We start from the raw sequence: 12622 nt of genomic DNA on the forward strand, positions 1-12622 counted from the left end.
CGGTCCTGGGCGAGTTGCACTTGTTCGAACTATCTATTCTACGATGGAGAGCAGCCGATCGCGATGGTTTCGGACGGTCTCCATCGTCACGTCGGCCGCCGCTGCCGCATCGGCTTGGGTCAACGGTGCGTCGTGGGCACAGGCCGCCATGTACAGGCAGGCAGCCGCGAAGCCCGCGGGATGCACACCGGTCGTGACGCCGGCGTCGACGGCCTGCTCAGCCAGCCGTATCGCGTCGTGCTGCACGGCGTCGGTACACCCGAGGTCCGACGCCAGCCGTGGCACGAACTGCGGCGGCGCCATCGGCGACGTGGGCAACCCGAGTGCCTCGTTGAGTACCTTGTAGGCGTTCTCGACGCGTGACTGCGCGACTTGGGCGACCGGCGCCACGTCGGCGATGAGCCGCGAGTGCCCGTTACAGCGACAGACCGCGAACACGCTCGCCGCCGCCATCGCCTCGATCGAGCGCCCTGGTAGCAGTCCGTCGGTCTGCGCCGTCCGGAACAGCTGACACGCCTGATCACGCACGGAATCAGGGAGACCAAGCGCGCTCGCGATCCGCCGGATCTCCGTGAGGCCGTGGCCGAGGTTTCGGTCCTGTGTCGACTGCCACCGGCCGCGGGCGTGCTCGCGGCGCAATCGGGCGAGGCGGCGGCGTTTCTCGGGAGCGAGGTCGCGCCCGGCTGCGTCCTGGTCCGAGCCGATCCGTGTCGAGAGGCCGCGATCGTGCCGGGCAGCGGTCAGCGGCGCGCCAGTCCGCCGTTGCTCGTCCTCCTCGTCGACGTGCCACTCCGGGCCGTGATCGATCGCTTGGTCGTTGATGATCAACCCGCAGTCCTCGCAGACGGTCTCGGCCGTGTTCGTCCGCACCTCCCCACCGCATTCGGGACACGGCTTGGTTACACCACGCTGGACGTCCTCGTCGAACCCGCGATCGTAGATGTTGCTCGTGGGCATTGGGCTCACCTGTACGAGGTCGCGCCACGTCGGCGCGCCCCGCACCCCTCTCGGGGCCGAAAAACCGCCGCGTGCCGATCGCCTCACTGGTCGGGTAGAGTAGCTGCGAACTGAGTGCGGGAAAGAATATACGGCGGGTCGGCCGTAATTAGCCGCCGAATCGGACGCCGAGCTGCGCGTCCGGCAACACGAACGTATGGTCCCGGATGACTTCACCACCGAACGGTCGTACCTCCACATCCAGCCGAGCGATGCCCCGCTTCGCGCCGAACAGGTGCCACAGGCGATCGCCCACCTGCACCGATCGACGGGCGGGGACGGCGACGCCCCGCCGACGTACGAGTGGCTGTTCGCAGCCACCGGCACGGCCGACAGTACGGGCGAGCGCCACATCGACTGGTACGTCGGGTGTGACGGCTCACTCGGCCCGCTCAAACGGACGCTTCGCCAGATCCTCCCGGACTCGGTCGATCTCGTCGAGACCGACACGACGTATCGCGCTGCCCTCGATGCGCCGTCGACGCCCGATCCCGATGCTGACACCGAGGCCCCGGAACGGGACGTCGCCGCCGTCCAGTGGGAAGGGGTCGGCGACCGCCCGGCCGACTGGCAGTGTCCGCTCCCCTCGCTTCCGGCGTTCGCCGTCGACGACGCGCCACAGACAGACGAGGCGACGCCGGCCGGCAACTGGCCGCTCGCAAGTCTCCTCGACGCGCTGGCGACCAGCGATGCGCCTGCGCTCGTCCAACTCCTCGTGACGCCGCGACCGGACTGGCACGCGACCAAGCAGGATCGCAGCATCGATCTCGAACTCAACAGCGACCTGCGGCGCAACGCCCTGCTGCAGTCACTCATCGGGTCGTCGGGCGCTGCCGACACGGACACGGCGACCAACGCGGCCGACGACGCCACAACGGACACGTCGATCGCCCCAGCGAACCGGCGGCGGATCGAGGCGCTCGAAACCGTCGACGCCCGCCGATCGTTCACCGTCAACGCCCGGGCGGTCGCCCTCGGGACTGATGCCGATAGTGCCACCAGCACGATCCAGTCGGTGGCGACAGGGTTCGAGGCCATCCGTGGTGACCACTATCGGCTCGCCCCGACCCAGTACGCGTACGGGGCCGACGCGGCCCACGACCAGTTCACAGCCCTCTGCGAGCGCAGGACGCACCAGTCGCCGACACGCTACGCCCACGTCATCCCGGGCACGACGAACGCGAGCCCGGCCATCGTCGCCGATCCGGGCGCCGTCGCGGCGTTCTGCATCACGAACGGGCCGGCGCTGAGCCCCGCGGCGAGCCGGGCGCTCGAGCCGACGCCGACCGACCGCACAGGGATCGAACTCCCGCCGCGAACGGTCCTTGACCGCTATCTCGACCAGCCGGGGATGACGGTCGGCCACCCGAAAACGGCCGACCGGGAACCGCTCGACGCGACCCTGTCGCTGCCGCCGTCGATCCAGCCACTGCATACCGCACTGTTCGGGGCGACCGGCGCCGGCAAGACCGCGGTCGGCCAGACGATGCACCTCACGAACCACGGGGCGACCGACGGCGCGACGATCTACATCGACGCGAAAGGTGACGACGCCCCCGCCGAGTACGCTCGCGCCCAGTTCGCCCGGGAGGGCGACCTCGACGATCTCTACTACTTCGACTGTACCGAGTACCTGCCCGCGCTGCCGTTTCTCACGATCGAGCCGCTACTCGACGCGGGGCTGGACCGGGAGTGGGCCGTCAATACGGTCGCCGAACACTACATCGACCTGCTGGCGGCGGCGATGGGCCCCGAGCAGTTCTACAGCGCGGAGGCGGCCGTCGAGGTGATCCAGCAGCTCGTCCGCGCGCTGTTCGACCCGGTCCACGGCGCCGACAGCATCAGCCAACAGGAGCTGCTGGCGGCCGCCGCGCAGTTCCACGAGACCGGGAACCCGCCGCCCGTGTCCGACGGCGCGCTCCACCAGAAGCTCGCGAGTACGGCCGCGAACGCCCCCACGACGTTCGACAGCATCATGAGCGCCGTCACCCGGCGGATCGGTGTCGCCACGAACGACACCCGCCTCGCCCCGCTGTTCGAGGCCCAGCACGACACGGCGACGTTCGATCTCCGCGCCGCCCTCGACGAGGACTGCGTCATCGTGGTCGACCTGCGGGGCTACGGCGACCGCTCGCGGACGTTGCTGGCGATCGCGATCCTCTCCCAGCTCTGGCGCGCCCTCCAGCGCCGGCAGGCCCTCGGGACGGCGACCGATCACCCGCTCGTCAACTGCTACATCGAGGAGGCGGCAGAGCTGGCGACGACGGGCATCCTCGACACGCTGCTCTCACAGGGCCGGGCGTTCGACCTCGCGCTCACGCTCGCGATGCAGTTCCCCGAACAGCTCCGGGATACCCACCAGCGAGTGTACGCCGAACTCCTCAACGACGTCGGCACCATCATCACGGGCCCCGTCGGCGTCGACCGCCGGCTGGCCGAGCGCCTGGCGACGAGTGATGCCGACGCGGATGCGGTCGCGGACCGCCTTCGCGACCTCCAGCGCGGGGAGTGGCTCGTCCGCCCTGCCGCCCCGTTCGCCGACCGCCAGCCCCGGCCCTTCACGGTGACGTCACCGTCGCTGCCTGCTGGTCACCCAGAGAGTGACAGCCCGCTCACCGGCGCTCGTGAGGCGGCGTTCAGGGAGGCGTTCGACGACGCCAAAAGCCGGACCCGGGAGGCGGTGGGCGTCCCTGTAGGCCGCACGGCCAGCGGGAGTGCGGATCCTGCGGCCCTCGACGGGCCGATCGAGGGGTCGGTCGCCGGGCTCGCAGCGGCGACGGCCACGATCCCGCATACGGAGCGGTTCCCCGACTGTCTCTCGTACATCGACGAGCCACCGTATCCGCTCGTCTGTGACACGTGCGAGACCCGCTACGCGGCCACGCCGGAGGGAATGCGCCGGGCGATCGCGTGTCACCACTCGCTCGACGCCGTCGATCGAGCGGCCATTCCCATCTGCTCGCTCGATCTCCAGCTCACGAGCGGGGAGCGTGCCGCCAGCCCGTACAGTGACGCGCAGTTGCGCCTGCTCGCGGCCGTCTACATGGCCCACCAGCAGCGGTTCGACGCCCAGCTGGAGTACGACATCGTCTGGGACTCCATGACCAATCTGGAGGCATATGTCGGGATCGACACGGACGGGGTGCAGGAGCTGCTGGATGACGGGCTCCTGCGCGTGGATTGTCGCCGCCCGCACAAGCTGTACACGGTGACGCCCGACGGCCGGGACGCGATCGGCGTCGGCCACCGGGAGGGGATCGCCTACGGCGACGGGACGGGCGATCTCTCGGAGTCGAGTCTCCATGTCGCGATGGTCGCCGTCGGCGCCCGCCTGCTCGCGGAGGAGTTCGTCGAACCCGACGACCAGCCGGGGACGCGTGTCGAACGCTACTACGGCGTCGACGACGGGCGGCTGGACGCCGCCGTCTTGGACGCCGATGATGCCGTCGTGGCGGCGCTCGAGGCCGAACGCATCAACAACGATCGGGGGGAAGCGATTCCGAAGGATTTCGACAAGATGGCGGCCTGTGACCCGGAGGCTGCATGGTGGTTGGTGAAGACTCGCGGTGACGGGCACGAGGTGCTCCGGGCGCTCAACGACCCGCCGGATGGGGAGTCGCGGGTGCCGCGAACGTACAGTGAGAACATGGCGCCCCGGGAGTACCGGCTCGACACGCCCGGCTTGACGGAGGTGCTCCCCTTCGAGTACGCGCGCGACACGCTGCTCGATGCCGACGGGCCCGGGTAACGCAGTCGGGACCGGTCCGTCGCGGACCCGATCGCCACGACGCACTGCCGAACTACAGAGCACGGGCCGTCCGCAAGCACACATCGCCACGGCGGGCAAGGGACCTGGGCGGCTGTCGCCAGTCCACCCCCTGACGTGCGTGGTGGGGCGAGGGATGTGGGCGCAACTGTCGCCGCCGGGCACTCGCGACGGCGGCCGACGACGGGGCACTCGCTGAGACGGGGCTGATCGCGATCGGCGACCACCATCGCGACGTGGTCGCATGGGGTCGATGCAGCCGGGGGCGCCCCTGAGGGGCCGCTGTGTCGCCGAGCACGGCTGCGTGCGAGCGGCCTCGCTGGCAGTGCGACGACGGCCGCGTCCCTGGGGCCGGGCGTCGACGCCTCGGGACCGGCAGCCCCTGGGTGTGCAGCCCGCAGCCGGAGCAAGCTGCCGGGGGGACGGTGAGCTAGGTGGGGCCAGCGAGCAACGCACCACCGGGCGGCGCATGGGCATGCGGCGCCTGTCGCCCGCCGCCTCATCGACGACGATTCGCCAGCCGGCGTGGGTGTGTAGTTGCTGCGTGCTCCGAGTGTGGGTGTCTCGACCGGTCCCGCGAGCGTCGCTTCCGTCTGTGGGACTGCCGGAGGGAGCGAGTCAGTCGGTGACTAGGTCCCTGTCGCGTGGTGCGTCGGCACACGAGGGGGAGCTGTGAGCAGCGAGGCACGCCTCGGCACCCGGCAGGCGCATACGGTGTGTCCGCACTCGCGGACAGCTGTGGGCGCGGATCACTCCGGCCGCCGCCGACGCGTGGTGCGCCGCACAAGTGGGCAGCCAGCAGGGCTGTATCCACCGAACTGGGCACTCGTCAGTCGTACCCACCGCTCGCTGCCTGGCTACATTCGGCTTGCTGCGTGTGTTTCCGGACCGGAGACGATCTGTGGTAGGTGACTGCTCGGTAGAGAGCAGCATCGCGAAAGACGAGCAGTATCGACGTTGATGCGGCGTCCATTGAGAACCTGCTGGAGGTGGACGGCCACGATACGATAGCGGACTACTCGAAACTCCATGAGGCCGCTGACTGGGAGTCCCAGATCGACTTCGCGGAAGACGTCGCCCGCGTCAACGAACCGTACAAGGAACGCCACCGTTGCAGAGAGCTGACTACCCTCATGAGCCGCTACCCACGTTCCATCCGGACCTCACGCGCAAAGAGTGTCCAGTGCAACGCCCCCGCAACCGAAACAGTCGACGAGTCTACGTCTCTGTCGAGTGCGGCGACGCCGTCATCGACGCCCGGGCTGACACGTTTCAGAATCGTCCTTCAGCGTTAGATCCGTTGCCGTCTCGGTATCCGGAGTTGTACTCGCGACGCGAGTCAGCCCCAGCGAGGAGTCGACAGGCCGTCCGCAGTTGCAGCAATGCGCCATCCGCCACGTCGAGCCCGGGTTCGATTTCGGTCGGTCGGCGATCGAACGCCGCTTGCACCTCGTCGATGAGGTGCTCAATCTGGTTGCTACTCATCGGTGATCACCGCCTTCCGGAGCGACTGGAGTGTCTCCGTACCGTACACCGTCACCCCTTCTTCGAAGATCTCGTCGAGCTTCGACCCAGCCCTGCGTGCGCTCTCGACGGATTCGACGTACGGTTCGAACTCGAAGCGCTCACCGTCGAAGCGCTGGGACTGGAGATCGGCAACGACGTCAGTGACGACACGCCGAGCCGTCGTTCGATCACCCTCGACGACGACGAACAGGTCGATATCGCTCCGGCGATCAGCCTCGCCACGAGCGACGCTTCCGAAGACGACGATCCCGGCGACCGGACCGACATCGTCGGCGTCAGCGTCGGCGATCGCCGTCCGTACGCGTTTCACGAACGCGCGGATCGGGTCGTGAAACGCCGATTGATCGATAGCGAGCACGGGGTCGTCTTTGTTGAGTCGGTCCGGGTTGATGGCGACGTAGTTCCGTTGGGGCGTCTCTCGAACGCGAATCGCGCCAATCGAGTCGAGGAGGTCGACTGCCCGCCATACGGTCGACCGGCTGGCGCCAGTCGCGTCAACGAGCTCCGGGATGGTGAACTCCGCTTCATGGGCGTCAGCCAACAATCGGAGGATATCGTCCGCTGCCTCGATACGAAAGACGGGAGAGTCCGCCTCCGGATACGCATCGATACAGATCGTTATCTCTTGTCCCGCCATCTCGGACACTATCTGATTTTGCGCAACGAGTTATAAATACCTGACGACGATGTGCCGATCACCCACGAGGTGGACGACGACGACATCGACGTCGACCCGACGTACATCGAGAACCCCCTCGAAGTGGACGTCCACGACACGATGGCCGACTACTCGAAGCTCCACGACGCCACGGGCTGGGAACCCGAAATCGACTTCGAGGAAGGTGTCAAGCGTGTCTGCGAGCCGTACACGGACTCGACAGTCGCGGAGGACTGACTCCCGATGAGTCGCTACCCACGATCCGTCCAATCTTCGCGCGTGAAGTGCATCCCGTGCAACGCCCCCGCTGCAGAAACCATCGACGGCGCGTACGTCTGTGTCGAGTGCGGCGACGCCGTCGTCGAGGCCCGGGACTAGAGTTGTTGGACGGTGATCTCTTCCGCCCACCCCACCGTGTCGAGTGTTCCTCAAGAGATATTCAACTTCTGTCGAGGCGGAGTCCCCTTCCTCAAGGAGCAACGCAGTGAGCGGAGCGAACGAGTAGCGCAGTAGAGAGGGGAGGAGCGACAACCCTTTCTATTAACTGACTTCAGTACTACATTGAATATAGTGTCGGACGACGACTATCACCGCCGAACCGCCATCACACGGCTGGCCGTATCCCCCACCGACGAGTTACTCCTCCGAGATACCATCGAGGAGTGGAAACAGGGATGCCAAATTGCCGTGGACAAAGCATGGGAACGGTGTCACTCCAAGTCCGACGTGCAGCAACTCGCGTACGACGACGTACGAGAGAACACGAGTCTCGGCAGCCAGCACGCCATCCTCGCGTGCCACCAAGCAGCCGAGAACATCAAATCCTGTATCTCCCGTCGTCAAGACGGGAAGAAAGCCAGCAAACCAACGTACACGAGTCCGACCGTTACCTACGACAGTCGGACGATGACCGTCTTCCCCGAGAAAGAACAAGTATCGCTCACCACGTACGGCAACCACGCTCGCGTTCGAGCCGACCTCGTACTGCCTGACGACGAGGAGGGCTACCAGCACCAGTACCTCGACAGCGAGGAGTGGGAACCCACGGAATCCACGCTCCACTATCGAGACGGAGACTGGTATTTGCACCTCGGCTTCCGCAAGCCCAAGACTACCGACGAAGCGACCGAGAACGGAACGGTTCTCGGCGTTGACCTCGGCGTCAACGAAATCGCCGTCACCAGCACAGCCCGCTTTTTCTCGGCTGGTGAACTCAACCACAAGCGACGAGAGTTCGAGCGCGTGCGTGGCGACCTCCAAGAGCGTGGCACGCGGAACGCACACCGCACACTCGAAACCGTGAGCGGACGAGAAGACGAGTACGTGAAACACGTTCTACACAGCGTGGCCAACGGCATCGTCGAAGAAGCTCTCCACTACGACTGTGACGGTATCGTGTTCGAGGAGTTGGGCGGCATTCGTGAGCGACTGCCCGAAGCTGCGTGGCACTCCGAATGGGCGTTCGATCGCTTGTACGAGTACGTCGAGTACAAGGCCGAAGCCAGAGGGTTGTTCGTGGAGACGACGAATCCGAAGAACACGAGTAAGCGGTGTGCAGAGTGTGGATATATCCACGACAATAATCGCCCGTCACGCGATATGTTCGAGTGCCAGCAGTGCGGGAATCAGAATCACGCCGACTACAACGCTGCCAAGAACGTGGCAGATGTGTATCTCCGACGCGAGCAACAGTCCTCGCGTGGGAGGGGCGTCAGTCAATACGCCCTGAAGTCCGGGACAGTGACGCCAACTCGGGGATACACCCCGTACGCAGACGCGTCAGAGGCCGAGTCCACGGACAAGCCCCACCGTCAACGAAGCGAGCGCGTTAGCGCGAGCGAGTAAGGTGGGGTAGTTGACCAAAGACCAGCAAATCCGAGGCCGCAACTGGGAAGAAGCGATAATCCTCGACAGAGAGTCACCACTTGACATCGACTTTGTCGACGGAGCACTCGACACGGTGGGGTGTGAGAGGCCGAGAAGCCGACGTCGAGGTGGCAAGATGACCACTCTGCTAGCCCGACGAACACTCGACATGGTGGGGTGGGGAAGTCGACACCCCAACTTTCGTTCATCGACGATCAACAGGCGCGCTGACCACTAACTACTGTCGTGGGGGACGTTTTTGCCGTCGACGGCCGAAGCGACGTCACCGATGGGGCTATACGACGACCTGCTCGTGGAAGACGGCGTCGAACTCCCGAAGTTCCCCGGCACCCGGAGTCCGACCGAGATCGAGTGGCAGACAAAACAGATCGGCCGCCCGGCGATGCAGCAGTACAAACTCACGTCGACAGGTCGGTTACTGCGTCGCGAACGAGAGTACCGCGAGAAAACTACCGAGGAGAAACAGGAGGAGGCCACCGAGCAGGGGTTCGACTCCTGGGAAGCGTACGTCTCGTTCTGCGAGGATGCGGACGCCCACGACCTCCTCGAGCGAGGGATCGGCGTCGCCGCCCCAGACGAGCAGACCGTCGACGAAGCGTTCTGGCTCGACCACAATATGCACGGCTCGTTCGAGTTTCACGGGACATCCGACGAGGTCGAAGACGGGCTTTACTGGTCGTACGAGGCGCGGTTCACGCGTGGTGACCTCGACGCCATCCTCTTCCTCGGTGGACGGAATGGCGCTGGCCCGGACGACTACAAACCGGATGAACCAGCGACAGACAGCGACTACTCAGCCGAGTAGATTATGATATAGTCGGATGTGATACGCAGTGGGTATCCCCATACTTTTGTTCGCACTTCCAGCTGTGGATTCTCCCACGTTAAGTTCGAAACTGCAGAGAAGTCAATGAACTTCCTCATCGGGCCATCTTGGTCCGCCAAGTTCTGATCAGCTTGCTTAAACGCCGATAGTAAATCATCCTCAAATAATGCATCGTCGTGTCTTTCAAAAGTGACGAGTTTCTGTTCCTCCGAGAGGGCGAGAGAGTCCGATGGTTTATCCGGCATTACGGAGACACCTATAATGTATCCATTGACAGTCAATAAATAATGAGTGTTACGAAATAACGGGTGAACGATGATGCCTAGGTCGTTGCACTGTATCTACTGCTCTCGGAGTTCGCTGAGCACCCCGCACTCCAGAACGGGTACCTCACTATTGCCGAGTAATGCAGCCTCTTCCATCATGCTGATCGACGATCCGACGAGGACGAACGTCGCGGCTGAACCGTCGAGTTCGTGATCGAACATCGCTTGCAGCACCGAATACTTTGGAGAATCGTACTTCAGAGTTTGATACTTTAGAGTATTTTCTGAGACTCGGCTTCTCGTACTCGGGTCCAGTAGGAAGACGAGTTCGGAACCGACGCCGACCCGACGGACATCGAGAATCCCCTCAAAGCATTACGTTCACGATACGATGGCCGACTCCTCAAAGCTCCACAAAGTGATGGGCTGCGAACCGCAAAGAATCGGTTCCTGTCTATCGATTCGCGGTTCGAATATTCGGATGTGGGTTTCGATTGCAGAAGGGTGTCAGAACAAAGAACACATTCCCCAATGAATTATTGAAGTAGTAACCATTTAGATGGCTGGAGTTAATATGGAGGAGACAAATTCCTAACCAGTGCGTCTCCTCGACCGCCTCAGCGAGGTCGTCGACGACGAGCCCACAACGGTGTGGGAATGTCGACGCTGCGGCGAAACGCTCGCAGCGGACACGGAGGCATGTCCCAACTGCGGCGCCAGCGAGATCACCTGTTACCGATTCAGCTAGGCAATCGATGGCATCCTCCTCGCCGTGAACGGCGAGGCCTCCCGTACCGCATTTGGGATAGCGTTGCGCACGCCGGGCAAGCTTATCGAGGAGTCCGAACGCGTTCGAGTCCGCTGAGGCACGTTCACACGCGAATTCTTCGAAAACACTATTGGTTTTGGAAACAACATGTCTCGAATATGGGTCCCCGTGAAGAACTCAAAGTGAAGGTCCAGCGTCGCACGGACAGCATCGTCGACGCTGCGGCCGACGGCACGGCAGCCGTCTGTCTCCGTGACCCGGACTACACCGTCGAGGAGTACGAGTCACTCGATATCGTCGAGCAGATCGAGCAAGCGTGCCCCGAAGACATCGAGATGCGTGTGTACGTCACCGTGCGCCCGGGCGGCGTCGGCGTCGCCTGAATCAGCGACAGATGGGACCGATTATGCCAACGAGAGGGGAGAGAAAGCCGCTGCCACGGTGAACCGCCTCGGGGTCAAGCCCCGAGGCTTCCCGATTCAACGACGCGACTTGCAGGAACCGACGGAGACTGCCCTCCGTCGGTTTCCACAGCGGTCGCAGTCTCCACGGGCGTCACTTCGGCCTGTCCCAGACCTAACTCCTGAAGACCGCGAGCAAGAACATTCAGCGACGCATTTGCGTCCCTATCCGCCTCGAACCCACAACTCGGGCAACTGTGTTCCCGCACCCACAACGGCTTCTCCGTCTCAACACCACACTCGGCGCACTCTTTCGTCGTGCCACGCGGGTTCACTTGGACGACGTGCGTGCCGTACAGGTCGCCTTTGTATTCCAGCATCTCGATGAATCCGCGCCACGCAGCATCCTGCTTGTTCCGCGCATTCCCGCGCTGTTGAAGCATACCAGAGACGTTCAAATCCTCCACGAACACGGCGTCATACTCTTTGACGAGCCACGTCGTGAGTTTGTGCTGGAAATCCTCAACCTTCCGCTTGATCCTTCGCTTGACCGTGGCAACCTCACGCCGTTGTTCCTCCCAGTTGTTGCTCCCGTGTTCTTTCCGGGAGAGATTGCGCTGTTCCCGACGCAGGCGGTCGTACTCGTCAGAGAGGTCGAGCCAGTCCACGCTGTCGCCATCGCTCGTGTAGATGTAGTTCTGGATACCGAGATCGATGCCAACGCAATCCTCGGCATCCAAGTCATCTACGTCGGATTTCTCGGGGAGCATGGCGTCTTCGACTTCGAGGCCGAACGTGACGTACCACTCACCAGTCATCTCCTTCTTCAGAGTGACCTCTTTGATGGTGGCGTTGCTGGGGATTTCTCGGTGGTAGCGGATGGGGATGTCACCGATTTTGGAGAGCCAGAGGGTCGCATGTCGGCCACTCGTGTTTTTGAGTTCGAAGCCGGACTGCGAGTACGTCATGCTCTGGTACTCTCGCGGTGCCTTCCACTTGATCCACCCAACCTTGTGTCCGTTCTGCTTCTTCTCTTTGAGGGTGGAGAGGTTGTCGTAGAACCGTTCGACGGTTTTCTGCAACGCCTTCGAGTGGACTTCTTTGAAGACGGGCCACTCCGTTTTCCACTCGGTGAGGCGTTTCTGGTGTTGGTACGCCGAGCCGATGTTGTCCTCGTCGGTGTTGAGGGCGTTGTATTCGTGGCGGGTGTGGTTGTAGGCTTGGCGGTGGATGTCGATGTGGCGTTCCACTTCCGCAGCCACACCTGTTCGGTCAGGGTAGGCGCGGAAGCGGTAGTCGTACCACATCGCTGTACCTCGATTATCGGTGTGTTTCGACTTAGTGGTTTGGTTGACGAGTTGTCGGCTTCATCCACGGGGTCAAGCCCCGTGGCATTCGCCTCGACAGCCTGTAAAAGTGAATGGACATCCACTCTGCAGCGGCTTTCAGGGGGAGCGGATTCGCTGACCGCTTATCCGTGTCAGCGTGGAAACCGCTGACAAGAGACACATATGAACCAGTACATT

The 12622-nt window shown here is 63.6% G+C and carries 10 protein-coding genes and 1 pseudogene; 6 read left to right on the top strand and 5 right to left on the bottom strand.

The features are described from left to right. Positions 1-33: 33 nt before the first annotated feature. Positions 34-957 carry a transcription initiation factor IIB family protein gene (locus B4589_RS09215; protein WP_079233997.1) on the bottom strand — a complete coding sequence of 308 codons (924 nt, stop codon included), beginning with the start codon at positions 955-957 and terminating at the stop codon, positions 34-36. Positions 958-1153: 196 nt separating this feature from the next. On the opposite strand from B4589_RS09215, the gene B4589_RS09220 reads away from it, so the two are divergent. Both B4589_RS09220 and B4589_RS09225 read left to right on the top strand, forming a co-directional pair. Continuing rightward, positions 1154-4744 (top strand): type IV secretory system conjugative DNA transfer family protein, encoded by a 3591-nt coding sequence (locus B4589_RS09220; RefSeq protein WP_079233998.1) that lies wholly within the window; start codon positions 1154-1156, stop codon positions 4742-4744. A 1007-nt stretch (positions 4745-5751) separates the two neighbouring features. Beyond that, positions 5752-6057 (top strand): hypothetical protein, encoded by a 306-nt coding sequence (locus B4589_RS09225; protein WP_176330519.1) that lies wholly within the window; start codon positions 5752-5754, stop codon positions 6055-6057. A 182-nt stretch (positions 6058-6239) separates the two neighbouring features. Here the strand turns inward: B4589_RS09225 and B4589_RS09230 are convergent, their stop codons facing one another. Continuing rightward, positions 6240-6926: a nucleotidyltransferase domain-containing protein gene (locus B4589_RS09230; RefSeq protein WP_079235207.1), complete on the bottom strand. Its 687-nt coding sequence runs from the start codon at positions 6924-6926 to the stop codon at positions 6240-6242. Between the two features lie 87 nt (positions 6927-7013). Between B4589_RS09230 and B4589_RS09235 the strand changes: the two are divergent. From B4589_RS09235 to B4589_RS09245, 3 genes and pseudogenes are all read left to right on the top strand, one after another. After that, a pseudogene (locus B4589_RS09235) lies at positions 7014-7184 on the top strand (nucleoside-diphosphate sugar epimerase); the annotation flags it as partial. 333 nt (positions 7185-7517) lie between these two features. After that, positions 7518-8792: an RNA-guided endonuclease TnpB family protein gene (locus B4589_RS09240; RefSeq protein WP_079234001.1), complete on the top strand. Its 1275-nt coding sequence runs from the start codon at positions 7518-7520 to the stop codon at positions 8790-8792. A 310-nt stretch (positions 8793-9102) separates the two neighbouring features. Further along, positions 9103-9639 (top strand): hypothetical protein, encoded by a 537-nt coding sequence (locus B4589_RS09245; protein WP_079234002.1) that lies wholly within the window; start codon positions 9103-9105, stop codon positions 9637-9639. Here the strand turns inward: B4589_RS09245 and B4589_RS09250 are convergent. After that, complete coding sequence (locus B4589_RS09250; RefSeq protein WP_143414296.1) at positions 9624-9905, bottom strand: hypothetical protein; 282 nt, start codon at positions 9903-9905, stop codon at positions 9624-9626. The genes B4589_RS09245 and B4589_RS09250 overlap by 16 nt on opposite strands. 96 nt (positions 9906-10001) lie before the next feature. Beyond that, positions 10002-10148, bottom strand: coding sequence for a hypothetical protein (locus B4589_RS09255; protein WP_158081160.1), 147 nt, complete (start codon positions 10146-10148; stop codon positions 10002-10004). A gap of 705 nt (positions 10149-10853) precedes the next feature. On the opposite strand from B4589_RS09255, the gene B4589_RS09260 reads away from it, so the two are divergent. After that, on the top strand, positions 10854-11078 hold the full coding sequence (locus B4589_RS09260) for a hypothetical protein (RefSeq protein ID WP_079234003.1): 225 nt from the start codon (positions 10854-10856) through the stop codon (positions 11076-11078). A 74-nt stretch (positions 11079-11152) separates the two neighbouring features. Here the strand turns inward: B4589_RS09260 and B4589_RS09265 are convergent, their stop codons facing one another. Further along, positions 11153-12403: an RNA-guided endonuclease TnpB family protein gene (locus B4589_RS09265; RefSeq protein ID WP_079234004.1), complete on the bottom strand. Its 1251-nt coding sequence runs from the start codon at positions 12401-12403 to the stop codon at positions 11153-11155. Positions 12404-12622: the final 219 nt, after the last annotated feature.

Source organism: Halolamina sp. CBA1230 (assembly GCF_002025255.2).
GTDB lineage: Archaea > Halobacteriota > Halobacteria > Halobacteriales > Haloferacaceae > Halolamina.